The organism is Thermoanaerobacter sp. YS13, assembly GCF_000806225.2.
In the GTDB taxonomy this organism is placed as follows: Bacteria; Bacillota; Thermoanaerobacteria; order Thermoanaerobacterales; family Thermoanaerobacteraceae; genus Thermoanaerobacter; species Thermoanaerobacter uzonensis.
Genome location: NZ_JOOI01000001.1, coordinates 699,031 through 725,027 on the forward strand (window position 1 = coordinate 699,031; position 25,997 = coordinate 725,027).

The 25,997-nt window shown below is 38.0% G+C and carries 35 protein-coding genes; all 35 read right to left on the reverse strand.

Annotated elements, in window-relative coordinates; genetic code table 11:
* Positions 1-15 precede the first annotated feature (15 nt).
* The 35 genes from THYS13_RS03605 to THYS13_RS03765 all read right to left on the reverse strand — a co-directional run bounded on the left by THYS13_RS03605 (position 16) and on the right by THYS13_RS03765 (position 25,814).
* Positions 16-336: a phage holin gene (locus tag THYS13_RS03605; RefSeq protein ID WP_042833190.1), complete on the reverse strand. Its 321-nt coding sequence runs from the start codon at positions 334-336 to the stop codon at positions 16-18.
* A 5-nt stretch (positions 337-341) separates the two neighbouring features.
* Positions 342-1,082 carry an N-acetylmuramoyl-L-alanine amidase gene (locus THYS13_RS03610; RefSeq protein ID WP_042833192.1) on the reverse strand — a complete coding sequence of 247 codons (741 nt, stop codon included), beginning with the start codon at positions 1,080-1,082 and terminating at the stop codon, positions 342-344.
* Between the two features lie 5 nt (positions 1,083-1,087).
* The gene (locus THYS13_RS03615) at positions 1,088-1,276 is read right to left on the reverse strand and encodes a hypothetical protein (protein ID WP_235603225.1); all 189 of its coding nucleotides are present in this window, start codon (positions 1,274-1,276) and stop codon (positions 1,088-1,090) included.
* A gap of 98 nt (positions 1,277-1,374) precedes the next feature.
* Positions 1,375-4,404, reverse strand: a complete 3,030-nt coding sequence (locus tag THYS13_RS03620) for a glycosyl hydrolase family 18 protein (RefSeq protein ID WP_042833194.1) — start codon at positions 4,402-4,404, stop codon at positions 1,375-1,377.
* A 4-nt stretch (positions 4,405-4,408) separates the two neighbouring features.
* The gene (locus THYS13_RS03625; RefSeq protein ID WP_042833195.1) at positions 4,409-5,170 is read right to left on the reverse strand and encodes a hypothetical protein; all 762 of its coding nucleotides are present in this window, start codon (positions 5,168-5,170) and stop codon (positions 4,409-4,411) included.
* A 22-nt stretch (positions 5,171-5,192) separates the two neighbouring features.
* Positions 5,193-5,816, reverse strand: coding sequence for a hypothetical protein (locus tag THYS13_RS03630; RefSeq protein WP_042833196.1), 624 nt, complete (start codon positions 5,814-5,816; stop codon positions 5,193-5,195).
* 16 nt (positions 5,817-5,832) lie between these two features.
* Positions 5,833-7,239, reverse strand: a complete 1,407-nt coding sequence (locus THYS13_RS03635; RefSeq protein ID WP_042833197.1) for a hypothetical protein — start codon at positions 7,237-7,239, stop codon at positions 5,833-5,835.
* An 11-nt stretch (positions 7,240-7,250) separates the two neighbouring features.
* A complete protein-coding gene (locus tag THYS13_RS03640) occupies positions 7,251-7,595 on the reverse strand; it encodes a hypothetical protein (protein WP_042833200.1) in 345 nt (114 codons plus the stop codon).
* Positions 7,592-9,820, reverse strand: coding sequence for a phage tail tape measure protein (locus THYS13_RS03645; protein WP_052210446.1), 2,229 nt, complete (start codon positions 9,818-9,820; stop codon positions 7,592-7,594). The genes THYS13_RS03640 and THYS13_RS03645 overlap by 4 nt, the downstream gene beginning before the upstream one ends.
* 214 nt (positions 9,821-10,034) lie before the next feature.
* Positions 10,035-10,361 (reverse strand): hypothetical protein, encoded by a 327-nt coding sequence (locus THYS13_RS03650; RefSeq protein ID WP_042833201.1) that lies wholly within the window; start codon positions 10,359-10,361, stop codon positions 10,035-10,037.
* A gap of 41 nt (positions 10,362-10,402) precedes the next feature.
* Entirely contained in the window at positions 10,403-10,972 is a 570-nt protein-coding gene (locus THYS13_RS03655) for a major tail protein (RefSeq protein WP_042833202.1), read from the reverse strand.
* 6 nt (positions 10,973-10,978) lie between these two features.
* Complete coding sequence (locus THYS13_RS03660; protein ID WP_042833203.1) at positions 10,979-11,305, reverse strand: hypothetical protein; 327 nt, start codon at positions 11,303-11,305, stop codon at positions 10,979-10,981.
* Positions 11,305-11,682: an HK97-gp10 family putative phage morphogenesis protein gene (locus THYS13_RS03665; protein WP_201035649.1), complete on the reverse strand. Its 378-nt coding sequence runs from the start codon at positions 11,680-11,682 to the stop codon at positions 11,305-11,307. Before THYS13_RS03665 ends, THYS13_RS03660 begins: the two co-directional genes overlap by 1 nt.
* Positions 11,672-12,001 (reverse strand): phage head closure protein, encoded by a 330-nt coding sequence (locus THYS13_RS03670; RefSeq protein ID WP_042833204.1) that lies wholly within the window; start codon positions 11,999-12,001, stop codon positions 11,672-11,674. The genes THYS13_RS03665 and THYS13_RS03670 overlap by 11 nt, the downstream gene beginning before the upstream one ends.
* The gene (locus tag THYS13_RS03675; protein ID WP_042833205.1) at positions 11,998-12,282 is read right to left on the reverse strand and encodes a head-tail connector protein; all 285 of its coding nucleotides are present in this window, start codon (positions 12,280-12,282) and stop codon (positions 11,998-12,000) included. Before THYS13_RS03675 ends, THYS13_RS03670 begins: the two co-directional genes overlap by 4 nt.
* Positions 12,283-12,344: 62 nt before the next feature.
* The gene (locus THYS13_RS03680) at positions 12,345-13,454 is read right to left on the reverse strand and encodes a phage major capsid protein (protein WP_042833206.1); all 1,110 of its coding nucleotides are present in this window, start codon (positions 13,452-13,454) and stop codon (positions 12,345-12,347) included.
* On the reverse strand, positions 13,451-14,521 hold the full coding sequence (locus tag THYS13_RS03685; protein WP_065214127.1) for a head maturation protease, ClpP-related: 1,071 nt from the start codon (positions 14,519-14,521) through the stop codon (positions 13,451-13,453). The genes THYS13_RS03680 and THYS13_RS03685 overlap by 4 nt, the downstream gene beginning before the upstream one ends.
* A 23-nt stretch (positions 14,522-14,544) precedes the next feature.
* Complete coding sequence (locus THYS13_RS03690) at positions 14,545-15,798, reverse strand: phage portal protein (protein ID WP_042833207.1); 1,254 nt, start codon at positions 15,796-15,798, stop codon at positions 14,545-14,547.
* A 20-nt stretch (positions 15,799-15,818) separates the two neighbouring features.
* The gene (locus THYS13_RS03695) at positions 15,819-17,534 is read right to left on the reverse strand and encodes a terminase large subunit (protein WP_042833208.1); all 1,716 of its coding nucleotides are present in this window, start codon (positions 17,532-17,534) and stop codon (positions 15,819-15,821) included.
* Positions 17,535-17,551: 17 nt separating this feature from the next.
* A complete protein-coding gene (locus THYS13_RS03700) occupies positions 17,552-18,055 on the reverse strand; it encodes a phage terminase small subunit P27 family (RefSeq protein ID WP_369819195.1) in 504 nt (167 codons plus the stop codon).
* A gap of 181 nt (positions 18,056-18,236) precedes the next feature.
* Entirely contained in the window at positions 18,237-18,635 is a 399-nt protein-coding gene (locus tag THYS13_RS03705; RefSeq protein ID WP_042833210.1) for an HNH endonuclease, read from the reverse strand.
* Between the two features lie 43 nt (positions 18,636-18,678).
* Positions 18,679-19,053: a hypothetical protein gene (locus THYS13_RS03710; protein WP_042833211.1), complete on the reverse strand. Its 375-nt coding sequence runs from the start codon at positions 19,051-19,053 to the stop codon at positions 18,679-18,681.
* A 210-nt stretch (positions 19,054-19,263) separates the two neighbouring features.
* Positions 19,264-19,740 carry a hypothetical protein gene (locus THYS13_RS03715; protein WP_042833212.1) on the reverse strand — a complete coding sequence of 159 codons (477 nt, stop codon included), beginning with the start codon at positions 19,738-19,740 and terminating at the stop codon, positions 19,264-19,266.
* Between the two features lie 5 nt (positions 19,741-19,745).
* The gene (locus THYS13_RS03720) at positions 19,746-20,015 is read right to left on the reverse strand and encodes a hypothetical protein (protein ID WP_042833213.1); all 270 of its coding nucleotides are present in this window, start codon (positions 20,013-20,015) and stop codon (positions 19,746-19,748) included.
* The gene (locus tag THYS13_RS03725; RefSeq protein ID WP_042833214.1) at positions 20,002-20,355 is read right to left on the reverse strand and encodes a hypothetical protein; all 354 of its coding nucleotides are present in this window, start codon (positions 20,353-20,355) and stop codon (positions 20,002-20,004) included. The genes THYS13_RS03720 and THYS13_RS03725 overlap by 14 nt, the downstream gene beginning before the upstream one ends.
* A gap of 129 nt (positions 20,356-20,484) precedes the next feature.
* Entirely contained in the window at positions 20,485-20,658 is a 174-nt protein-coding gene (locus tag THYS13_RS14230; protein ID WP_161485921.1) for a hypothetical protein, read from the reverse strand.
* Between the two features lie 5 nt (positions 20,659-20,663).
* A complete protein-coding gene (locus THYS13_RS03730; RefSeq protein ID WP_042833215.1) occupies positions 20,664-21,266 on the reverse strand; it encodes a hypothetical protein in 603 nt (200 codons plus the stop codon).
* A 6-nt stretch (positions 21,267-21,272) separates the two neighbouring features.
* A complete protein-coding gene (locus tag THYS13_RS03735) occupies positions 21,273-21,830 on the reverse strand; it encodes a replicative helicase loader/inhibitor (RefSeq protein ID WP_042833216.1) in 558 nt (185 codons plus the stop codon).
* Complete coding sequence (locus tag THYS13_RS03740; protein ID WP_052210447.1) at positions 21,827-22,777, reverse strand: hypothetical protein; 951 nt, start codon at positions 22,775-22,777, stop codon at positions 21,827-21,829. Before THYS13_RS03740 ends, THYS13_RS03735 begins: the two co-directional genes overlap by 4 nt.
* Positions 22,778-22,850: 73 nt before the next feature.
* Positions 22,851-23,747, reverse strand: a complete 897-nt coding sequence (locus THYS13_RS03745; protein WP_065214128.1) for a recombinase RecT — start codon at positions 23,745-23,747, stop codon at positions 22,851-22,853.
* A gap of 15 nt (positions 23,748-23,762) precedes the next feature.
* Entirely contained in the window at positions 23,763-24,692 is a 930-nt protein-coding gene (locus THYS13_RS03750; RefSeq protein ID WP_042833217.1) for a YqaJ viral recombinase family protein, read from the reverse strand.
* 79 nt (positions 24,693-24,771) lie between these two features.
* The gene (locus THYS13_RS03755; RefSeq protein WP_042833218.1) at positions 24,772-24,999 is read right to left on the reverse strand and encodes a hypothetical protein; all 228 of its coding nucleotides are present in this window, start codon (positions 24,997-24,999) and stop codon (positions 24,772-24,774) included.
* Between the two features lie 106 nt (positions 25,000-25,105).
* A complete protein-coding gene (locus THYS13_RS14235; protein WP_161485922.1) occupies positions 25,106-25,282 on the reverse strand; it encodes a hypothetical protein in 177 nt (58 codons plus the stop codon).
* A 33-nt stretch (positions 25,283-25,315) separates the two neighbouring features.
* On the reverse strand, positions 25,316-25,555 hold the full coding sequence (locus tag THYS13_RS03760; protein WP_042833219.1) for an excisionase family DNA-binding protein: 240 nt from the start codon (positions 25,553-25,555) through the stop codon (positions 25,316-25,318).
* A gap of 13 nt (positions 25,556-25,568) precedes the next feature.
* Positions 25,569-25,814, reverse strand: a complete 246-nt coding sequence (locus tag THYS13_RS03765; protein ID WP_052210448.1) for a helix-turn-helix transcriptional regulator — start codon at positions 25,812-25,814, stop codon at positions 25,569-25,571.
* Positions 25,815-25,997 lie beyond the last annotated feature (183 nt).

The window sequence follows — 25,997 nt, forward strand, 5'->3', positions numbered from 1 at the left end:
ATACAAGGAAGAGGATTACTGCTGTATGCCTTTTTGTTTCAATACAAGATTCATTTCAAAAACTGCTGCTTCTATTAGTTTATCAATTTCTTCGTCTGTTAACTTATTGCCAATCACTTTCTTTAATAAATTAAACACTTCCGCTTTTTTATCGGGCCCTTTGCCTGCTCCTATTTTTTGCTCTACTGCCTGCACAAAAGTTTTTGCAATTTCGTAATATCTTTTCATTTTTTCTATACCAATTTTTGCGCTTAAATAATCAATCAAATACCCAAGAACAACTATTACAACAAGTTGTATACCTGCTGTCAAAATCGTCATTATTAAATCTCTCATTTATTTCACCTTCCTAAATATTTTAGTACCCTATCCAGTAAAGCTGCCACTTCTGCTCTTGTAATAGGCCTATCTGGATAGAAATTCCCTTGCTCGTCTCCTTTGACAATACCCAGTTGTGCAAGTCTCTCAATGCTGCTAGCTGCCCAATGGTTTTGTGGAACATCCTTGAACATAGGAAGCACCTCCCGAAGGATTTGAATGCCAGTTACTTTGCCTATAGCTCTGGCAATAGCGGTAGCACATTTTTCCTGGTAATCAGTGTCCGCCAATAGTCGCTCTTCTTCTGGATTGCTGATAAATGCCAGTTCCGTCAATACAGCCGGCATGTTAGTACAGCGCAAAACATAGTAGTTGGCCGTTTTGACTCCACGGTTAGCACGGCCTGTGGCTGCTATGAGCTCGGTTTGGATAGCTTTTGCGAGCACCTCTCCTTTACCGCCAAGCTTATAGCAATATGTCTCGGCACCTTTTGCCTCCGGCGTCCCGGCGGAGTTGCAGTGGATGCTCACAAAGTAATCAGCACCAAAGGAATTTGCAATATCGCATCGCATTTGGAGGTCATTATTTGACTCCCATGGAGTTTGGTCGCTATTTCGTGTTAGACATATTTCTACACCTGCATGTCTCAACTTTTCTGCTACTTTTAATGCTACAGCAAGAGTAATATCCTTTTCCTTCAGTCCGCTTGAACCAATAGCACCCGGGTCATATCCGCCATGGCCGGGGTCAATACATATTTTCATCAAACTCACCTCTTCCCTAACAAATTAATTGTGAGCATAATTAAAGAGGCTATTACGCCTCCCATAAGCCCTATTAGCCACGTATATATGCCATCGATTTTGCCCTCGAGTCTTTGCAGACTTCCGTTTTGTTTTGCCTGCCATTCTTCAAGCTTATTAAGCCTTTCGCTATGCTTTGCAATTTGTACTTCCATATTGTTCACCTTCTCCTCAAGTTCCATCTGCATCGTCCTTTCTATACAAAATACAAAGCAGGTATAAACCTGCTTTATGGCTGTGTTAGTGTTTGTTATTATAATTCTTTAATTTCCCAGTTTACATTTGCTTTTTTAGCATTAAAATTATTTGGATTATGTTGTAATAAATCGCCATCATCTGCTTTCCATATTCCTACACCACCTAATCCATTGTCTAAGCTTTTTTTAAGTGCTCTCCAAACAGTATTTGGAGTCCCGAAAAAGCATTTCGTATTAAGATATTCTATATATCCCTCGCCATCTTGCTCTTGTATTGGAACACCATGTACAATTGCGTCTGCTAAAGCTTCATGAAAAGTAATGTAATCACAAGAATACCCCGTCTCATTTTGTGCGTTTATTGTCCATGTGTGGCCAAAAGCATTGCACCCTACCAAAACTCTGCTTTTAAGCTGTGCAGGAACTGTTTTATTTACATACCGATAAACAGCATCAAAAAATTCATCTGGCGCATGTGGAGCAGGGCCTCCAAAATCTCCGCTTTCGGTATATGTCATTATTTTCATAAAGTTTACGTATTTTGCTATTTGTGCATAATCACACCAGCCTGTCCAGTCTGGGTCATCATAGTTTGTTCCAGTTATCGCAGGAAGACTTACAAGAATAAATTTGCCCAGCGGAAAAAGTGCCGCTGCTAATTTATCAAAAAACGTAATCGACGGCTGTTTGCAATCGGGGGGAACCCATTCCAGGTTTATATATACTCCATCCCATGCCTCACTTGTTACTATATTTGTGATAAGAGGCACAAACAAATCAGGATTGTTAAGTACATAGCTTGCTATATCTGGGTTTGGTCCATCAATACTATCATCATAATTGGAAAAAATTATCAATGCTTTATATCCACGTTGTTGTACTATTTGTTTATCCTGCAAATTTATATTCCCCTTCTTTATTGTTGGCGACTGCGTAAAGAAGTACGCATCAAAACTAACGAAATCAAAGTTTGTCTGACGTGTTGTTGCATTATACAGCGAGTTGTATTCCTCTGCTGTTTGCCAAACTATTCCATTATGCATTATGTCTTTCCACATTATACCTGTATATGCAGCTAAATTATTCAAGGTAACTTCATTTGAAATATTCCCATAGACTAAAAATCTTGGCAAAGCCAAGTTTACTGTCCTTAAATCTGGTTCGACCAGTCCATCTCTAAACCGTGCTGGATATACAGTCCAACCGCTGCTAATACCTTCGTTGCTTAAAATCTGCTGTAATATAGGATTTAAGTCAGGTTTTGTTATAGTATCATTTGTTCCATATCCATTATCGTAATATGCTCCGAATGGATAAGCTATAGAGGTTATTGTAGGAATGCTAATCGCTGGTATTGGCACTAATAAATCCAAGAATGCTTTCCCGGGTCCGTCATATGGAGGAGATATTATCCATTGCCAATTTCCATTTTGGTCTACATATGTTCCGTCTGGATATACATCTGTGTATTCTTCTTCTGCTACCATATACCAATCTTCATGCGAATATGCACTGCTTGGAGGTAGTATCCAATCATAAATTGGGTTGTTGTTTTCATCATAGCCTACTATTCCCCAACGAGGCTCAGGAGGTTTATCTTGTTCCATGTATATTCTCACTAAACCTAGTCCAAAAGGACTTTTATTTAAAGTTTTAAATCGAATGTAGTAATCTGTCCCAGCTTTAAACGTAAACGGTTCTATGTCTATTGTTTGCCAGTGCCAATCCCACCAGTTAGGTGCGAATTCTGCCACAACAGTAGGATTACTATATTCACCTACTCCAGTCCTTTCTCCAATGCTAACCTCAATAATAAGAGGATATCTTTCTCCAATTCGTTCAGCATATTTGATTCGCAAACACTCAACGGTTACATCACCATCAGTTCTTACCCGTATATAAGTGTCTGCCAACGCCCCATCCGAATACGTGCCTCCAATTGTCAAGACGTACAAATTCGTCTGAAATTCGTTGTAGTTTTTCTTTACGTCCCAATCTCCACTATACTTTTTAAATGCAGTATAAAAAGTACTAAAATCAGACCCAACATAAGAACTATATTCATCGCTCGTTGCTGTGCGTCCTGTTCCATCACTCAAGATTATAGCAGGACGTGCTGGCCAATCGTAACCCGGAGGATAATCTCCTCCGTTACAACTCGTGTTTAATTTATAGTCTCCCGAAAAATCTGGAAGAGCATATATCCTAAAAGCACCATTCCCCTGATTTTGCGTGACAAAATCTATTTGCAATGTTTGACCAGCCTGTGCATTGTATGCTTCGTCCAAAGGTATTAGCATGAATTCTCTTTCTTTCCATTGTTGTCTTGTTTCATATTGTGTTACTGGAATGATACCATTTTTAACCACTTGCCCATTTATTTTTATTTCTACTTGTGCATTATATCCACTAGATGCAGGCATGTGTAAAGCAGCACGAACGTATATTTCTCTTATAGACACATCTTTCCTTACTTTTACGGTCATAGTTGAAGTTATTGGCTGCCCAGTTGCCGGATCTGTCCCAAAAAGTGGGAATCCCCACGTTGTAGTATCTATTATAGACCAATCCCAGTACCACCTATTATCTCCATCTGCCATATAAACAATATCTCCATTTGGTATCCAACACGGTTTTTCAAGCACAGGCGCAGTCGTTACTGTATTACTTTCTGTATCTAAAACTGGTATCAAATGATGTAAGTTGTAAGTGTGATTTAGAATTTCACATAACGGATTGTTTGCATATTCTTTTAAAAGCTGCCACGACATAAATCCACTCTCAGGCTCGTATTTTCTTAGTCTACGTGCTATGACTGCTATCCCGAAAGGAATATTATTTTGAATTAAAAAATCTAAAGCAGGAGGTATTGTTTCAAGAGCATCATCAAAAATAATTCCTGCTTTCGGTATACTCAAATCGCCAAGCGAATTTGCCAGTTCACTTGGCTTCAAAAAAGTATATCCATTTTTTTTTAACCAATTTATTTGTTCTTTAAAATCCTCGATGTAACTTCTAAAAGGTGCTACTTCATTTGGGTTCATCGCTATTCCATGATAACATAACATTATATTATATTTGCTCACTTAATCACCTCCCAATTGCCATGAAAGAAAAGGTCTTGCCAATATACGAGTCAGGAAACTTTAGTTTTACTTTTGTGTATAAGTACGCTTTTTTATCTTCACTCCACTCTATAATGAACTCTGGTGTAAATGTAGTTACGTCGCCGTAAACATTAACAAATATCGTCGGTTGTATTGCATATGGTTCTGTAAACTCTATTGTTACAGAGTTAGATTGGATAGGAAAAGTCTTGTAAAAGACTACTTCTCCACCTATCTCTGAGTCAGAGGCTTCTTGCTCGACTTTAAGGTTTGGTCTTACTGCAATTTCAGAGATATAAATATACCCTACACTATTTTCTCTTTTAATTGTAATAGCCGAACTCATATAATCTTTCTCTTGCAGTTTATAAACAGTCTCAATATAGTAAACACCCGGTTGATTAAGTAGCTCATCTCTTTTTGTTACTATTAACGGGACATATAACAAGTCCGTGTCTCCGTCTGTATAATTGATGTTAATGTTAACTAAAGCGGTTCCTGTCTCTAACAATTCCATATTATCGACTGCTATCTCTGCTGATATTTTTATAACTTTTGTTTCTCTTGGCAGTAGAATATCTTGCTTCATACTTGATTGAGGGCCAATTTTGAAAAAACTTCTATTAGATATACTTGTTGTACTAACATCTCCGATAATCTGCCAACCTGTTAATCCTACTGAACCATCCGAATTTATTACTACGTTGTTTCCAAATAAATATTCAACCACATTTATTCCGCCCATATTAACACAACCTTTTTAAGTTTTAACCCGGCAGTCCGCAAAGCTGTACTTTTACCGTCCCCGTAGTGGGTGCTGTGTTAAACAATACTTGTACTTCAACCACAGAAAGCGGAAGGTCTAATACAGGCATAATATCGCTTGCAATAATTGTACTTGTATTTGCGTTAATTGTTGTACTATATATCGGGCCTCCCATATCTGTTTGACTGTACACGTACAACTTTAAAGTCATAGCTTGATCGCATCCGTTTATAACTCTAAAATATTTTTTCCCGGCAATGCTAGTTACATCAATTGCTCCTGAGTTGACCGGATTTGTATCCCTAATTGCTAACTCATTGTGAGTTATTATTTCTACGGGCTTTCTGATAGTAGTTTTTAATGTCCCTGTTGAAGAATCATACGCGCTATTTATAATTGTTTCTATCCGTCCTATCTGACTCCTCAAGTTTTTAATCAAAGCAACTATACTACCATCCCCACCATTTGCGTCCTTATCAGTAATAGTTCCTAATGTAGCTATTGCTCCATCATCTGCTGCTATTTTGCCGGCGCCATTTACACCATGCCATGCTTCAAAGGTGCCACTACTATTCATATATTGCGGTATTGGTCTGCCCGCATCATCAAGAATTAGATTTGCCATTTTAATTTCCCTCCTTTTAATATTCTGCTACATATTCATACAAACCAGGCGATACATACACCCATGCATAAGGGACAACCGGAATCTGTGCACTTATATCGACTTCAAGTCCACCGTCATATACCATATTTTGACGTACGACAACTACATTTGTTTCAGGTATTTTGTTTACACTATCTGCAATAGTTATCACATCTCCTGCCTCTATTGCCATATCTCCTCGTGTCTTTATAATATACTGTGGCATCGGATTTCTTACAAAGTTCAAAATCGAATTAGCATATTCCTTAGCGGTGTCTAACGTTTGTATAAAATTGTTATTACTAATTCTGAATGTTTTTACTCCTATTTTGCTTACTGCCTCTGCGTCCTGCACAGCATAATTTAAGGCAGTCGTCTGTATCGGATACCCTATTACTTGCAGTGTTACTTCTTCATCTGCCACAGTATTGTTTACTGTTATTGCTATCCCTCTTGCTCCATATTTTACAGCAGTAATGGATGAATATTTTGAATTGAGTAGATTGACTTGTGTTATTTTATACACAGGGCTACTAAAGCTTAGATTATCAAATGTAGTTGTCCCTACTGGTATCTTAAAATTGTCAAGTCTAGCTATTTCAGTTTCTTCTTGTATACTTGGCATAACATAATTAACACTAACTTCTGAATATATTTTCATATAATCTTGTGGATTTTGAGTATCTATTACATTTACATCATCTGTAAAAGAAGCAACCGGCAGTTTATTCGTAAAATTACTGTTAACTACAATGTTTCCATATCTATCAGCTTTGATATAACAATTCCCAGCTACTGCCATTGACTGCAATGTTGCACTAACAGTATCCTCGTAAAATCCTAACGAAATTTTGTATTTTTTCAGTCTTTCATCTATTGTATAGTTACTTATTCCCAATGCGTTAAATAAAGTTTGAAACATATCATATAAATTACTATTTTCTTGTACACGAATTATCGGCATATCTTTCTGTCTAATGTTGTACAAAATATCGTAAGCATTTACAGTAGTTATAGTCTGACTTGAGGTATTCCAATTTTTAGACCAAAACACACCAAGCGGTATCCATTCAATTGAATCATTAGCAAGAACTAAGCCAAGATATGGTTTTATCAATATATCTGGTAATAGCTTTTGGGAATATTTCCCATTAGGATTTGAAGGTGTGAAATCGCCTGAAACGTTTATAAAATCGATTGTCAGCTCATTGCTTGATACAAATCCGAAAGGTGTATTTGACTCAGCTTTCAATTCTTCTAATAATGTCATTTTCTGAATATCTTGTTCCGTAAAAGTCGTTGGAGGCGCATTTACACCATCAAAGTATACATCAATTTTTGCTTTTATTTGCCTGCGTGGTGCATTTATCGCCTGCTGGTAATTATTACTTACTGTTATCATTTTTCAAACACCTACACTTCTTCAAGTGTGATTGTTATATCGCTAACGTAGTTTGTATTATGAATGAATACCTGCCTTGGCATTTCTGTTATATAGCATTGTATCGTTTTAGTTTGTCCTGCTTCATCGTATATAAAATTAATGGGCTTGCCTGCTTCAAAATAAGTTCTAAAAAGATTAAAGCTTGTAGGAGTAAGCCCATCGTATTTAAGTTGTATCTCCTTTTTAATAGCGATTATATCTTTTACCAGTTTCCCGGACGCTGTCCTATCCGCTTTTGCTATTTCTTTATCAACTATGCTTATTTGCTTGGGTCTTGGTATGTCCTGTTCCGCCCCTGAATATCCTATTTTCATGTTCCTATCACCCCAAGCCTGTTATTTTCAAGTATGCGAATATTCATAAGCTTGCGTTCCAGTTGCTTCAAGCTATAGTCGTCGGCTACAAGTGTTCCTACGTGCAGATGTATTTCTTGCGGCCTAACTGTCTGTTGCGGCTGTATCTGCATAAGCGCATCACGAATTATATATGTCAATTTTTCAATAGGTATAACCGCCTCTGGACCTGCTTCACCGACTCCAATAATAGAAGGGCTTGTGAATATACCGCCTGTGGCATACCATTTGAGGTCAAAATCAGGAATACTTATAGATAATGGCCCTACCCCAATTGAACGCCAACTTACGCTTACATGTGGTAATGGTATATGCAAATTTCTAAAAGGTGCTAAAATAGCCTCTTTGATTTTATTAAAAATATCACTTGCTGCTGTTCTTAAACTATCCCAGGCGTTAATAATTTTCTCTTTCATGTTATTAAATGTGTTTATCAAATCGTCCTTTAATTCTATACCCTTTTGTTTGATCGTATCCCAGTTTTTATACAACGCAATACCAACCGCAGTTAACCCAACTATTGCAGCCACTGCTATACCAATTGGACTTGTTAAAGCAGCTATAGCAGCACCTACAATACCACTTGCTCCGCTTACAGTCGTCATTATCCCTGCAAGAGCGCTAAATGCAGTTGATATTGTCCCCACCGCTGTAATAAGTTTGCCTACTACCAAAATAACAGGGCCAATAGCTGCAGCTATTGCAGCAAGTTGTATTATCATCTGTTGCTGTGCTGGTGTAAGTGAATTAAATTTCTCTGCGAGCATACTAAGTATATCAGCCAGCTTCTGCACGACTGGAGAAAGTGCATCCCCAAACTGTATAGCACTGTTCTTAAGCTCGTTAAGAGCTTTGTTGAGTTTTGCCCCACTTGTATTTGTTACCTGTTCAAAAGCCTTATCTGTTGTCCCTGCTGCATCTCCCATCATCTTGAGAGCCTGTGAAAAATCCTGCGCACCTTTGCCTGTTAGTACTGTTACTGCGTTCAACGCCTCGACACTGCCGAATAATTTAGCCATCATCTCAGCGTTACCATGTGTTTTTTCTCGTACTTCTTCTAAGAATTTAGCCCAACCAACTGATTGCAAATGTGCAGCATTAAACTTTAAGCCAAGCTGCTCAGCAAGCTTTGCAGCCTCGCTGCTGGGTTTCATTATATTGCTAAATGCAGCTTTAAGCCCTGTCACTGCTTCACTCGTTTGAATACCATTCTTTGTTAATACAGCTAAGCTTGCAAACAATTCTTTAGTAGACACATTCAATGCCGACGCAATAGGAATAACATTACCGATACTTTGCGCCATTTCGCCAAATGTTGTCTTACCATAGTTCTGCGCAACCATCATTTCGTCTGTAATGCGTTTCGCCTCTGAAGCTTTCAATCCATATGCATTAAGCACTGTAGAAAGTGCATCTACCGCTGTTGTAGTGTCTGTGAACCCGCCTTTTGCCGCTTTCACTGCTGCATCTAAGAATTTTACGCTGTTAGCTGTATCTACGCCCGCCGAAATAGCTTGATATTCTGCTTCAGTGAGTTCGTTTACTGAAATACCAGTTTGATTTGAAAGCTCTAAAATCCCTTTCTTCAAGCTGTCAAGCGACACCTTAGAAGTATCTGCTATTGTTGCAACCTTCGCCATCCCATTTTCAAAGTCAATTGCAAATTTAATGGCTGCGGTTCCTGCAGCCATAATCGGTGCTGTTACTTTCTTAGTTAAGCTTTCTCCTACATCTGTGACCTTTTTACCTATATCTTTTAGTTTTTCACCAGCCTCTTTAGCAGATTGCGACAGTTTATACCAAACAGAGCTTTGTTTTTCTAACTCTGTTGTTGTCTTCTTTAATTCGTTCTCCATGTTTGCAAGTTCAGCTTGTGCTTTATTAAGCTTAATTGCTAAATCCTGTGTTGCTTTTGCATCTGCGCCTTTCGTTTCTACGCTTTTCTGATATGCCGCTTCAAGTGCTGCTACCTTTTGCTTTTGTATTTCTATCTGCTTTGATAATGCATCAGCTTGCAACTTTAGTTTGTCTGTGCTACTTCCAAAGTCGCCCAATTTTGCTGTTGCAGCTTGAAATTCCGATTGTACTAATTTCATTTGCCTGTTTAACTGTGATATGCCGTTCTGAAAGCCTGTGCTATCTAAGTTAACGACGACATTAAGTTTGCCTATCTCCTCGTTCGCCATATCATTATCACCTGCCTTTACAGGAAAGATATCTGGTCTATGAATACTTCTTGCTCTTCATCGTTTTCTTCTATGCCATGTATCTTCTTATGCACGTTAAACAATGCAATTAGCTTTCGTGGAGTGCTATTCCAAAACTCCTCTTCAGACAGTCCTAAAATATTACGTCCAAGATAATAAATCCAAGCCCAGTCCCAGCTGCTATTGCTGGGCTCTATGAGTTTTTTTCGTCTTCATCCACCTTTGGCATTGCTTCTGATATAGCTTGTGTAATTGCATTCATAACTTCGTTTATGTTCCCTAAATGTACCATTTCGCCAACTTTTTCAAGTGTAAGTGTCTTATCCTCATGCACTAACCCAGCCCAGAGCATTGCCCTGATTGCTTTTATTGAGCCTTTCTGCATAGCTTCAAAAGCAATGTTTATATCCCTGTAAATTTCCTCTAATTCAGCAAAAGCATTTAGATCAAATTTAAGATGTCTTTCTTTGTCAAGTTGTATTGGTATTAGTTTTGTTCTTATATCTCTAACATTGCCCATCTATGCTACACTCCCTTCTAAATATGTAAAAAGGCACAGGATTAAGCTCCTGTGCCAGCGTTAATCTTTGTTGTTGTAAACCAGTCTGTTGCTGTGAAGCCTTGCTCGTCTTCGTCGCCAACAAGTTTCCATTTGCCGTCATAAATGCGACATACAAAAGTCCCCTTGAGTTTCGCTGTCTGGAATTTCACTTTGTCTTCTTTTGTTTGCGACTCATCGTCTGGTATTTCAAACTTTCCTTTAAGTAGCCAATAGTAACGGTACTTGCCATTGCTTTTCAACGCCCTAAACCCTACTGCTACATAAGGTGCTTGGTCTGTGCTTTTTGCCTCTAAAACACCATTATTTACCGTGTGTCCCAATAGAGCTGCTTGAACTGTCAAAGGCAAATCTGCCATTTCAAGCTCAAGCGTTATTTCTCCTAAACTTGACGCAGTCTCAAAAGCTCCATCATCAGCATAAAGCGTTACACTGTCTGTTTTTGCTGAAATCTTAGCTGATATAGCTCCTGCAATTTGAACAGGAGTTTGATATGTCACACCTGTTGCATCGTCTTTAGTAAGCAATGCATAGTAAACATCTTTAAGCCCTATCTTAACGCTGTTAGCCATTATTTCTTACACCTCCAGATAATAAAATCTCAAAACCTTGTGATACACTTTCACGTCTTCCTCGTACAAATCATACGCACTCAAAAAAGAAAAGCCAGCATTTCGCATTGCCGACTTAACTTGTTCGACTAAGCTTGAGTAATTCTTATCACTCCATACATCTACTTGTATATAATAAGCTGTTCCTTGTTGAATATCATCCGCAAACAATTCACCGTTCTCTAAATAACAAAAAAACGTGATATATGTTTTTTCAGTGCCAGTATAAATTTGAAAATTGACTGGGACCCCTAAACTATTTAACACAGTTAACACTTTTGAGTTTATATTCATCACAACCCCAGCCCTTCTCTAAGCTTTTGGGCTATAATCTCTCGCACCTGCTCTTTATTCTTTTCATACGCTCTGCTCATAAACGGATTAGCTCGCATCTTCACTGTACCAAACTCGATAAATTTTGCTCTCCAATTAGTTGTTTCATCCGGCCCAACTTCTACATATTTTTGTCCTTGCTTTGTTTTAACATTAGAACATTTAATGCTGTCCCGCAGTTCCCCACTTCGAACAGGCGCCTCTTTTTTCATTTCTTCTGCAAGGTATTCGCCAGCTTCCTTCAGTGCTTCATTCTCTATCCTGCTGCCTTTCTGTCCAAGAGTTTCCACAGCTTTTATAAGCTCATCCATACCTTCAAATTTAACTTCAACTGCCACTTTGTACCACTTCCTGAGTTTTTATCTCAATGTATTCGTTTCTGTATTTTATGTTGTCTATAGCTATGATGTTGTAATATTTGTCTCTAAATTTTATGCGCATAGAAGTATCTAAATCTTGTCTGTATCTGATTGTAAACTTCACCGTATTCTCTGCTTGCACTGCTGCAGCTTGCCAATATTCACGACCAGAAAGGTTCTCCACCGCTGCCCAAACTGTTGCGACGTCTTGCCACTGTTGGGTAGTAAAGCCATCAGCATCCGTTATATCTACTTTCTTTTGCAGTATTATCCTGTGTCTCATGTCTCCAATATTCATGTTGTCACATCGCTTTCGTAACAATATTTGAGCTGTGTCAAAATTACATCTAAACTAAATTCAATCCTTTTAGCATCTCCCACAACAGCCCTATTTTCATACCAATGTGCGACAAGCAATTTACAAGCAAGTTTTGCAAGCTCATTTGTGCTATCAAATGTTTTTCCTGTAGCGTTTTTAATGTATTCTTCCGCAGATGTTATAAGCCCTTGAATTATTGCATCCTCTACATCATTGTCTACCTTCAAAAATTCTTTGGCCTCTTGTAAAGTCAAAATCATGTTATCACCACCTTGTGAAAACAATAGGCAAGAGCAGCAATAAGCTGCCCTCGCCTATTTTACTATGCCAACTTTAATTCGCCATATACATAAGCGTCTTTATCTGCTTGTATAACGTCAAAGTATTCTATAATCCTTACAAAGACCTGATTCTTTGTAAAGCCTGCATGTTCAGATGAACTGAATTCGTATTGTCCTCTGTCCACAAAAATAGCACCTTCATTCAGTGCACCATAGAAGATAGGAGCTTTTGTGCCTGTAGAATCTGTAATGCTGGGCAACTCTGTGTTGCTGAATACCACCACTGGGTATCCCATGAAAAGCTTCTGAGTTGGTTGTGTTGGGTCAGGCTGTAAAATTGGCCTTCCCATGGAATCTACTTCATCATCAAGATAAGCAAACCCGTCCTGATTTGTTACAATCACAATTTCTGAAGAAAGTGCAGGGTCAATATCAACGTTTAAAGACTTCTTCAACGCCTTGAAACCGTTCAGTTCTTTTGGTGTTTTGTTAAGTTGTAATGTTGCAAATATCTTTTTATTCTCTGTTCTAACTGCTTTCTTATTGAACCATCTCCCAATATAATCAAGTAAACCACCTGTTTCATTCTGCAAAAGTGTTCTTGAGATTGGCAATATTGCGCCATAAGGCTTAACACTATAGTTGACTACAGTAAATTTTGGATTATTTGAAGTAGGTAAATCTTGTCCATCTGTAAAGTCAGTTAATTCTGTTACTGTGCTTATGTCTTCATAAGTTAGCTGCCCTGATAAAGTGTTTGTAGGATAAGAGCCAATTAATGGTCTTGCTGATTTATATTGCCTTCTGAGTTCATTTATTTTTGTTTTAACATCCGGCGGTATTAAATAACTTTCACCGTCGCTGCCAGTTGTGAGTAATGCAGCCTCAACATCTGTTAATGGTTCGCCTTTGAGTACCTTACAAAATACCTTGACTCCATCTACCGCATCATCACCAATTTTCTTCATCCCTGAAGTGCTTAAATCTCTTTCAAGCTCGTCAAGTGCGTCAAGTTTTACCTTAACATTTCTTATCTCTTTTGTAATTGCTTCTACTTTGTCTACATCCGGGTTGTCCATTTTTAAAAGCTCTTTCGCTTCTGTTTCAAGTTCCTGAAGCTTATTTAAAAGCTCTCTTCTTTCTCTTGTCATCTTAACCATTCCTCCTTAAATTGTTTTTTTGTTAGTTCTATCAACAAGGCTAACTTAGCCTTTGCCAACTTAGTTCTATTGCTGTCCTGTTCCCATGGTGGAGTTTTGCCAAACTGCTTGTAGTGATTTGCTAAATGCTTTTTAACCTTTTCAATATCTGCCTCCGGAATATCAGCTTGATTTAATCTTGCAGCTGCATTCGCTACAGCACGCCATACAACCTTATGCGTGTGCGGGTCGTGATGAGGCAGTTTCAAATCACTAAACCTGTCCGGTGGCATCTTTGGAGTCCAAGCATAGTGCCTAGCAATATCCTTTTTCTCATCATCGCTTAATTCATCCCAAGTTTTGTCTGTAAAATCTGAGAGGTTTGGAGCTTCCCAAGGAGTATCTTCCGGTGCCGTCTGTGTTGAAATATCATCGGGTACAACGCCATTCTTTATCAGCAACAAACTTTTGGGTGCATTCTTGTAAAACTTTAAAAACTTTTCATCAATACTTGCAGCAACTTGTTTTTCCTTTTCTATTTCATCAGCAAAACCGTACTGCACAGCTTCCTCTGCTGTCATCCATGTTTCCTGATCCATCAACTCAATAATCTTTTCTCTGTTTAATTGAGTCTTTGTTTGATAAGCTGCAATTAAACTTTCTCTTATCTTGTCTAAATCATCAGCAAGCTTTCTAAAATCATTTGCATTTCCTGCAGCCATAGTCCAAGGGTTATGAATCATCATCATAGCATTACGTGGCATTACAACCAAATCCCCGGCCATCGCAATTACAGAAGCAATGCTTGCTGCAAGCCCATCAATATACACAATCTTTTGTGCTTTGTGTCTTGACAGTATTGAGTAAATAGCCTGCCCTGCAAAAACATCGCCGCCCGGACTGTTAATGTAAATGTTAATCGTACTTATATCCCCTAAACTGTCTAAATCTTCTTTGAATTGTTTTGGCGTAATCTCATCACCCCAAAACGCCTCATCACCAATAGGACCATAAAGTAAAAGTTCTGCTTCATTCCCTCCATCAGTCTTGTTCAAAACCCAGAATTTTTTTCTTCCCATCCTCCTTGTCACCTCCTTTCAAATCACTTTGTGTATTGCTGCCCTGCCATTTCTAACGGTATCATATTGCCATTTACATACAATCTATCTCCTCCTTCTTTAGGTTCTCTTTCTTCCATCTCACGCACTTCGTTAGGCGTAAGAAACCCACTTTGTATTGCTTTCTGATACGCTTCATACCTTGTGCTTATGTCAGCTCTTAGGATAGAATCAACGTTAAACTTTACATAGTATCCTTGTTCTATCTCACTATTCGTAAAGAGTTTGTACGTCAGTTCTTGTTCATACATCGTCAAGATAGGTAGCAACGTATCAATATAAAACTCTCGTTGTTGTTCAAGAATATTAGTGTACGTTGAACGGTCAAGATCATTTAGCTGATGATTTTTAATCCCAAATGCTGACGCTATTTGTTTGATTGTGAGCTGTGTATTCTCTAAAAACTGTGCGTCTGCCATTGTCAAAGCTATCGGCTGAAACTGATAACCAATAGGTAATAGTGCTATTCGATTAACATTCTGTAATCCATTTGCCATTTGTTCAAACTTTTCTCTGAATTTTCGCTCTGCCTCTGGGTTCAAATCACCAATGTAATGAACAATACCTTTTACTGTCATGCCACCTTTTAGACTTTGATTGAGGAATTGCTCGGCATTCCCTGCATTTTCTATCGTGTTCCTAAGATACTGTATGGGACTAATTCCTGCAATTCCATCCAAAGAAAATCCCTTAAAATGCAATATTTCGTCTGGCAAAAGCTTGTATTGGTTGCCTAAATTATCCGTAAATACATAGTAAATTTGACTTTGTGAACTAAAAATGCCTCTGTTATCCACCCAAATTTGTACTTTATTCGCATCTAATGGCCACAAAGCACTTATCTTACCTGCATTTCGTCCTCTTGCTGGCATTTCAAGCCATACAAAAGCGTTGCCATGAGTATTACGTTGTACTTCTACACATTTCCAAAAATCAAAAGCCGTCATGTAAGGGTTGGGGCGCAGTTTCAACAATGGATAAAGGTAATGGTCTGCTGCTTTTCTTTTTCCGTCCTGGTCTTGGTATATTTTCAAAGGAAACTTGGCTATAGATTCGCCTAAAATTCTTATACACGCAAAAACTGTCGCTATCTTGAGGGCATTTTTGCCGCTGTAATCTGTTGGCGAAATGCCAAGCGCTTGCAGTATCAATTCGTCATCTTCGTTAAGTGTCAAAACTTGTGTCTGATTTTTGACCTTTCGTGTAAACAGTGATTTTAATCTTTCTAAAATTGCCATATGTTTTCACCTACCTTTCATTAGAAACCCCATAGCTTTGTTAAGAACTCTATATCTGCGTATTTATTTATGTCCACCTTGTAAGTTTGTTTCTTCATCGCCTGACTGTAAGCATTGATTATCGCAGCTATAGGGTCAATCCTTTCCGTGCTTTTGCTCTTATCAAGCATGATATTTTCGTTTGCGTCGGATTTGGTAGCGGCATTCCCGACCGCCCAAGTCAAAACAGGATTGTTGTTGTGGATTATCTTGCCTTGATAAACCTTCTCTCTAAAGTCCTTTGTAGCCTCACCCAGAGTTTTTATCCCCTGCCTTATCTCCACCATCACAAAGCCTTCTTTTTCCATGTCTTGAGCAAACTGGCTGGCATTCCAGGGGTCATAGCAAATCATAACGGGCTTGATGTTGTGCTTTTGAATAACATCTTTGATGTATGCTTTGACAAACTCATAATCGACTACTGCTCCCTCTGTTGCCGTTAACCATCCTTGCTTAACCCAAAGGTCGTATGGCACTTTGTCGGTTTTTCTTTTAGCTTGCAATGTCTCTTCCGGTATGAAGCTGTGGGAAAATATTGTGTATGTGCCATCATCGTTAGGGAAAACAAAACCCACGCTTGTTAAGTCTATCTTGGCCGATAGGTCTATCCCAATGTAGCATTCTCTGCTTTCATATCCCTCAAAATCTTTCAAGTTCCTCCCGCATAAGGCCCATTTGCTCATATCCATATAACCACTTTCCTTTTGGTCTACCCATACGTTCATGTTTTTTGTCAGGAAATTCCTCATCTTTTCCGGTGCGTCAAGAGCTTCTTTTAGTGCGCCACGCAAAAACTCTATGCCTTCTTTGTAACTGCACAAAATTGGATTCGCCTTAACCCAAACTGACTCATCTTTTATGTCATCGTCTTTATCAAGCTCATTTATCATCACAAAGTACTCGTCGTTTTCAATTGGGCTGTTAGGGTCAAGTATTTGCGAAACATATCTATACTCAACCGCATAACACGGATTGTTCAAGTCAAAGCCTGCGGTGGTAATTACCATTAAAAGCGGCTGTGGCCTTGCTGCCATGCCCGAAACCAATACGTCGTATATTTCACTCGTCGGGTGCGCATGATATTCATCTATGATTCCACATTGAACGTTTAAGCCATCTCCGGTCTTGCCATCTTCCTTTGACAACGGCACTATCACAGAACCGCTTTTCAAATGTTCAATCTTCCCATACGCAACCCTGTATTTGCCTTTCAAATGTTCGCAACCTTGCAATTGCGCTTTTACTTCATTCCAAACTATCTTGCTTTGTTCTCTTTTGGTTGCACCAATGTACACCTCGGCCATTGGCTCACCTAAAGCCATGGCCTCATAGCTTGCCACACATGCAAGGCTTTGGGATTTTGCATTCTTCCTCGCAACCTGCCAATAAGCTTTTTTGAATCTGCGTAAGCCTGTATCTTTGTGAACCCAACCATAAATGTTGCCAAAGACAAACTTCTGTATTATGTGCGGTTCAATATACTGTCCAGCTAATACACCTTTGGTATGTTTAAACAAGCGCATCCACTCAAGAAATCTCTCTGCCTTTGCCTCATCAAAAATAAAAGGGAACTCTTCAGTTCCCTCTCGCTCTATATCTTTCAAAAACCTTTCGCAAGCCCATTTGTGTTTTTGACATGCGACTATTTTGCCACTTACGACGTCTTCGCTATATTGTATCAACTCCTTTTTTAGCATTGTTCATCACCAAATTTCTAGACATTGCCGAAAAGCCTGTCAAACTTTGTTTCCTCCTTCTTCTCTTGCTTAGGTATTGCAATCCTAGCTCTTGCACTCGGAGTGAATCCGAACTCGGATGCAATAGCTTTCATTTGTTCAAACAATTGCTTCTTCTTGCTCAGCAATGGATGTGGTACTTTGTTTGTCTCTGCTGCCTTATTGGTGTATTCTACCATCAATCCCTCCTGACGAATAACCTCACAGCATTGAATATATTGCGAATAAGCATCGCAGTATAATGCCAGCATATCAACGTCAATGTTTGTCAGTATTCCAGTCTGTTCCATCTCTTTGACAATCCGCTTAAATTCCTTTTGAGCCACCTTATCCAGCCACTTTGGTGGTTTTATTTTGTCAGTGCCTATGGCAAATTGTTGCTCTCCTGCTAACCTTTGTTCTATCTCTGCTTTTGTCAAATGCTTTTTGCCTTCCAACAAATGTAATGCGATTGGTTTTGCTTTCCTCCCCATCTCTACCACCTCTTTTCTTCTTGTGCGGATTAAAGGCGCACAGAGTTTTATGACCTTCTTTGTTTTGCCAAATGCTAAAATCCTCGTGCGCCTTCAAGCCGCACCCCCTTTTGTGAGATAAAGGGAACTTTGTGCGCAGCGAGGGCCGCCGCGCCGGCCCCCATTGGAGTTTTAAAATTTTTGGCACCCCCTACCCCTTGCTATGAAGCTTGTTATGACATTCATGGCAAAGACTAACAAGATTATCTAAATCAAAGCGTTTACTCCAGTCTTCTTTAAGTGGCACTATATGATGAACAACGTCAGCAGTCTTAATTATTCCTTTCTTCAAGCACAACTGACATAATCCTTTATCCCTTATCAAAGCTTGCGTTTTAACTCTTTCCCATTCATCGCTCTTGTAAAACTCATAGTATTGCCTATCTCTTGTTTTTCTAACTTGCTCATCATATCGCCTATCTCTTTCTGCTTTTAAACGCTTTAAATAATCTAAATACTCTTGTTTGTGTACTTCACAATAACCTGTTTTATCCCTCGTAAGATTTGCACACCCGGCCTTTCTACATGGTCTCAATGGTCTCTGTGGCATTGTAATCACTCCACATAAAAAGGAGCCTATTCATTAGGCTCCTCTAATGTTTCCTTTCCCATTTCCCATTGTTATATCGATATTCCACAAAAGTATATTTAGGATTTTCTAGCATTATTGTCAACTTTATATTGTTATATTTTGGAACAAATTCACGTTCTACTAAATTCATTATTGCTTGTACTGTGCCAACCCTAAGTACATCATTATAATTTAGTGAAGTAAAGGCTATATCTACTTCTAATCTCTTTTCCCCATTCTCTGTAATTTCTTTGTATGTAGTGTAATCTAATTGACCACCTTGCGATAACTCTTGATCCAATTCTGGATTTGTAAATTCCTTTTCGATTGTTTTAGAACCACATGCTGCAAATAATAATACACTGCTGATAATTAATAATATTAATATTCTCTTCATCATATACCCCCTTTTTATGATTGACACTTGTAGGTATATTATACACAAAGAATAATTTTCCTGCAAGCATAATACAAGCCCGGCGGGGGCAACCGGGCTGAAGTAACAAAAGCCTTGGCAAACTACCAAGGCGCAATTTCTATTGTACCAGTTTAATTATAACACCCTTTAAAATGCCTGTCAAGTACAGTACATTTCAGAAGATATTTTTTACCAATTTTCTTTCACAAACTTTCTAATCTCATCATAAGTTATTAGTCCACTTGCTGCTGCTAATAATACACCTTCCAACAATACAGTATCTTTCATCTCTTTATACTGACTCCTGTACTGCAAACCTAATTGTTTCTGCACATGATTGTCCGCTAATTCATCAAAATAACGTTTTTGAATAAGTACTGCGTATTTTGTTTTACTTTTCTCATCTATGTACTTCATATCTTCTACCACATCTCGAACTATTTTAAGCCATTGCTGCTTTTCTGTTAAATCTTTGTCCATTGCAATTTTAATCGCTTTTAATTCAGTGGGATTACTGTTATGGCTTATGCCACTGCCGCCTGTTTCCACATATTTTGCAGGAGAAGAATGTATTATGTCGTCTATCCTCTTCTTCACTTCAAATAAAATTTGGTAATAATTAAAGAAATAATGTTCAAGTACGTTCCTTTTCGGCAGTTTCTTCAACTATTTCACCCCTTTACTACAGCTTCTAATTCTTTGTCCTGTCTCTCCTTCAATTTGCTTTTCCATTTGTTTATTTCTTTGTTGTACTTTACTACTACATAATCCCACGTTATTATTCTTGTCTTTGCGTATTGTTTCATATCTTCGTACATCTTTATCATATCTTCTATTCTGTCAACATATCCTACACAGCCTTCACCAATGAATTCTTTATATGCTATGCATTGCCCATTTTCGTTTTTCAAGCATTTTTGACATTTTTCAGGAATTGTCATCTCCCTCTCCCCTCTCTTTTAACCACATTCCGCTTTCCCACTCTCTATAGAGTTCTATCCAGTCTTCTAATCTCATCGTTACAAGCCAATCTTCCCTATTCCTGCGCCAGAATACTGCTGGTTTTTCTCCTTCTTTCGCGTCTCTTACAGCTTGCCTCACTGCTTCATACACATTTAAGCGCTCTACTCTTTTGCACTCTATGTGAATGTGTGGCAACCCAATTACATCTTTCCCCTCTATACCGCTATATTGCTGACCTCTTCTTGTATCGTATCCATACTCCCTAAGTAATTGTGCAAGCTCTAATTCCCCCCGCTTACCCTTACGTTTGCTATTCATTTTGTATTCACCTTCTTTAGTTTCCTTTTCTGATACGACTTTTTTATCGATTCCTGTTCGTTCTCTAACGCACAAAATAAGCATAATTTTTGATTCCTTCTTGTTGTTATAAATGTTTCTCCGCATTTTTTACATTGTTTTTGATAAAGCTTCATTCTTCTTTGCCTCCCTTAGCAACAGCCTCAACCTTGCCTTTTCGGCCTGTAGCTGATAAAATATCACCTGGTCTGCGATTTTTAGCTGTTCTTCTAAATTTTTTAAACGTTCTAAAGTTTCTCTTATGAGGCCGTCATAGTTGTACATTATCCTCACTCCTCTTCGATATATTTCAACAACTCGCTTATTTCATTGAAAAATATCTCAAACTTGTCTTTTTCTATGTCAATAGCTTGCATAGCAACAGAATCATGAATACGAATAAGATTGTCTTTTATTTCGTATCTTTTACCAAGTTGTCCCACAAAAGACGTCGGCTTTAAAAAATTACTCTTTCTCACATCTAACACCTCTTCCACTTTTTCAACTTTTTGCTGTTTCTTGTTTTTCTTCTCTCTATAAACTCCCGTTCCTTCAATAAGTCCATATCTCACTGCTAAACCTTTCACTGGCCCCGGCATTTTAAAACCATGTTTTTTCGCTATTTCCTCCCACGTCATTGTTTTCATTTCTTCCGCTAATACCTCTTTTGTCAATTTTTCTGCCATTTTTTCATTCTCCCTCTCCCTTACTCGAATTAAGACTTTTTTACCAAGATCCTGCTTCAAAATGCTAATCAAATAGCCGTTTCTGTGCCGAACGTTTATGAAATGTTCATATATTCCCTCAATCCTCGCATTGTATACTTTTAACCTTTTTTGTCCTTGGATCTCATGGACAACCACCTCATCACCTATCATCAAATCCTCATACATAAAGCATCATTCCTTTTTCCCACCTTCAACCAATTTCAACCTTGCTCCGTTTTCAAGAGCCAGAGCACGTTGCTGCGCTATTTGCTGTATCTCATTTTTCAAATCTGGCGGTAATAAAGCCTCTTTTCTCTCCCGTTCTTGTAATTGCTGATACATTTTTAGAAATTGTCCACGCACCACTCCCGGCTCTTCAGAAAGACATATTTCTCTCCAGCCAATATATTTCACTACTCTTGCTACAGCAGGGCTCATGCTGGATAATGCCTCTTCCTCCATGTATGAACCATACAAGCGTATTGCTCTTTCAACTTCTCCCCATGCTTCTGCAGGGTCAATTTTATTTTCTTTAGGCATTATTATTTCTGCTGCCTGTTTGCGAATATCAGCTATTGTTGGAGGATAAGGACTTTCAAGAAGTATCTTTTTTACAGCAGCCTTCGCAAGATTAAAATCAATATCGCCAAGTAGCTCATGCCATAAGTCCACCATAGCCTCAGTTACTTGCATATTTGGAAAGGCTGCATTTATAACCGCTAAGAGTTTTACTATTTCGGTTTTTTTCATACCCCTTTTTCCTCCTCTTGCCTGTATTTATCATAAAGATTCCTCAAAAGGCCCCAACTTTTAGGCTCTTTAAGCAGACTGCTTCCTTCTTGCACAGTTTCAGGAGGTCCATTGATATACTCCTCAAACGGCTTATCAGGACCCAAGAAAGTACTGGCATGTTTTATATATCGCTGCTCTAAACCTTGTCTAGTACAATAAGCAGCATAATTTTTACATGCCTGAATTAGAATTTCAGGGTCTACTCCCTCTCTTAACCTTGCTTTCCATGCTCTAAAAGCACGCTTTTTCTCTATCTTCCGGGGATAATGCTCCCAAAACTCCTCAAACTCTTGCGTGTATCCATCTTTGCCAGTCTTTTTAGACTGCGCTCCACCATCTTCAGTAAAACCAGATGGCTTCTCAGCCGGGACAGACACACGCTGAGCAACGTCAGTTGCGACATATGTATTTATATTCGTATTAGGATTCGGATTAGGATTAGGATTAGGATTCTCGGGGACATATGCATTCACTTGATTACAATTGATATCATCTGATATCATATTGCTCACATTTGATATTATGTTACTTTCATCTGCATCATTACTTCTACCATTTACCTCTATGTATTCAACAGGCTCAGGATATTTGCTTCTCTTTGCTCTCACCTGCTGATGTTTATCCCATGTTACAACTTGTAGATATTGTTTGCCATCATTGCCTATGTAGAGTCTTATTAATCCGACTTTTATTAACTTATTAAGCCATGCTTTAATATTCTCTTCTTTAACACTATCAATTTTTAAAGGAAAACACTTTGCCCTTAATATACTTGGTCTTGCATCCATGCGACCATAATCATCGCAAACAACCAGTAATCTGTAGAAAAATACTTCTTCTTCAGGTGTTAATTCGTTAATTGTATCACTTGTTACAATGCTTTCTTTTAAAATTCTATTTGGCATTATTTCTCCTCTCCTTTGCTATAGAAGTAGAGGCAGCAGACAGAGAGGCAATAACCTCCTGCCTGCATTTTATCTACGCCTCTATACTAATCTGGTCCGTAGTTTCTTTTTCTTCGTTATTTTCGCTTTTACTATGATGTTCTTCTGTTTTTTCTTCATCGTGCACTATATAATACTCTTCATCCAGTGTGATATTATCTGGATATTCATAATCTATATTGCCTTCTTCGTCCTGCCTGACTACAGCCTGGTCTGCTAGTAGACTGGTCTGCATCTCAATAGAGAGGATTCCGTATTTGGAGAGAAGCCGCTTGATCACAGTCTTAAGGGCCATTGCATGAAAATCTTGCTTCCATAAGCTATTATTGTTGTTATAACTTTTAGAATAACGTTTTGCATGTCTCTCTATTTCTTCAACAGTCATGTATAGATACTTTTCAAAGCCATTTAACAACTTGAAATATGCTATGTAGCCTATTATCTTATCTGATTCCCTTTCACCAAATTCAAATTCACCTGTAAAGCGGTTATAGTTTTTTATTTCTCCTTCATATACCTCTGTTGCATTTATTGTCTTGTATGCACCTGTACGCATTGCTAATTGAATATATCCTTTATATCCAAGCTGAAATTGAGCTTTTAAAATATGAGCATCACCTTGACGCACATTATATGGTACTATATATGCAAAACCGAGATTTGGATCTATGGGAAGGTCCAAAGCAGCAGCAAGAGCAGCAGCAGATAGAATGCTGTGCGGATCTGCAGCCTGAAGTTGTGGATTAGAATTTACAACATTAAGCAGAGAGGATATAAATCCTGCAGATTTTTTACCTAACAACTCATTGAATCTATTTTTAACACTCTGGTCCTGAAGTAAAGCTTTTAATGTTTTACCCGGTGCTGGAGTATTTTCAGCTTTTTTAGCTAATTTATTTTTTAATTCATCATTTTTTACTGTTTTACCCATAATAAAATCCCCCTTCTATTTAATTTCAAAACGTCTATAAGTTGTTAATTTAGCGTATTTTTCATATACTTCCGGCATTTCTTCTTTTAAGGCTTTAGTATCAAGTCTAGCAGAACTAATATTTTTCCATATCACACGCTTATTTCCGATGTATCCAACTTCAGCATCGCCTAATAATGCTTTAAGTTTATTTACTACTGCTTCTTTTTGTTCAGCTATTTCTTTTTCTTTTTCACATATTTGTTCATATTCTTCTATAAGGTCCTGAGCACTCAACGGTAATTCTACTGCCTTTCCTTCCTCAGCTTTTGGATAAAGTAATTTTAGCGCTTCAGTACTAGCTTGACTTCCATCCATTTCTGGAGGAGTATTAGTCTCTACTAGTTTCCAAAAATCGCTTTCAATTTTGATAAGGTACTGGATAATTTCCTCATCTCTTTCAATAACCTTCCAGCGAAATTTGTTTCCTCCAATAAGTACGGCTATATACCATTTTGAGAAACCAGTTACGGCCATATAGTGCTGACACTGGAGTATATATTCATCTGGGATTTTATCTTCTTCCCATTCATCTTTGTGCCATTCACTGGTGGTCTTAGCTTCAAATCCTGCTTCTTCTCCAACAACCACACGGTCAATATTTGCAATCATGAAGGGATACTGTGGATGTTGAAGAATAGCTAATCTTCTTTTAAGCTTCTTCCCTGTTCTGGCTGTAAATTCTTTTGCAACTATCTCTTCTAAAACCTGCCCCCAATAAGCTGCTTCTCCAGGTTCCTCCGGCTCAACTTGGCCTGTTTTCTCTAGCCATACCTGTACTGGACTTTTATATCTACTTAATCCAGCTATAGCAGCAACATCTGAACCGCCTATGCCCTTCTTCCTCCATTGAAGCCACTCAGATTTGTCCATATCCTTCGTTTTAACTAAAACACTAGCTTGCATAATAAACTCTCCTTTCTTTTTTTATAAAAATGTGCTATACTCAAAGTGGTAGTTTATTTGTGCCTTTTGCAGGCACTTTTTATTTGTATAAAAAAGTTCCATCTTCACGCATTATAAGATTATCTTCGGAGAATAAACTATTTGTATTTTTGAGCCACTTTGGTCTTCCTACATATTCCCCTTTTAAATCAAAAGCTTGAACTTTTACTACTTCTTTCTCTACTTCTAAAACTAGCCACATCAACAACTCAAAAGGATATTTTTGCTGGAATATATCTCCTTCTTGAATTTTTGAAATTGGTAACATCTATTTCACCTCCTATCCCTATAAATTTTTATTTGTTTCTTGTCTGCATCATATACCACTGCAAAGCCAAGCTTGTGCAAAAACATTGCAATGCGTATTGACATGTTTACACCTCCTCATCAATAATGATGTAATCCTCTAAAACTTCATACCCTTCTCTTTTGAATTTCTCCGCCACTTCTTTAAGCGTGACAATGCCTCTATATTCGTTGCTTTTTAAAATAATGTAAACTGTTATTCTTTTTTCTTTCGTTTCCGGTTTATGTCCCCAACTCATGTTCATGTGACTGCGCCTCCTTTCAATAAATTTTCCTAATCAATAAATTTTCCTAATGTACTCTTTAGGTTTTTCTAAAGTTTTCTTCTCCTGTTCTTCCATCCATTTATCAAGCGCCTCTTTTCTGAAAAGTTTACGACTGCCACAAGCAATGTACGGTATCTCGTGCCTTTTAGCCATTTCAAGAATGAGCCAGTAACTTATTCCTAAATACGCTGCTGCCTCCTTTGCTGACATTGTTACTCTTTCTACGCTTGCTTGTTCATGAAGATTATCCATCTCTCTCACCTCCTCATGCAGTCTCTGTGTCTTTGTGTTTTGTTCGAGATACTTGAACTTCATCATCAAAAAAAATTTCTTTAATATCAACATTTAAAATTTCGCTTATTTTTTTAGCTTTATCTAAAGTCATCCTTACTTTACCATTCTCTAGTTGACAATACCCACTTTTATTTTTATATCCTAAAAATTTTGCCATTTCTTTTTGGGTAATTTTTTTATCTTTCCGTAATTTCTTTAATTTCTCAGTTATCTGCATCTTAATTTGTTGCCTCCTTTCGTTCAAGCATCAACAACTTCATCTCTATTATAGTTCAAGTATCATGAACTTGTCAATAGTTTTTTGTTAAAAAGTTAAAATTTCATGAACAATATTTTTTATAAATGTTTTAAATGTTATAATAAGTTTAAGATTCATGAACTTATATATGGGGGTATCAAG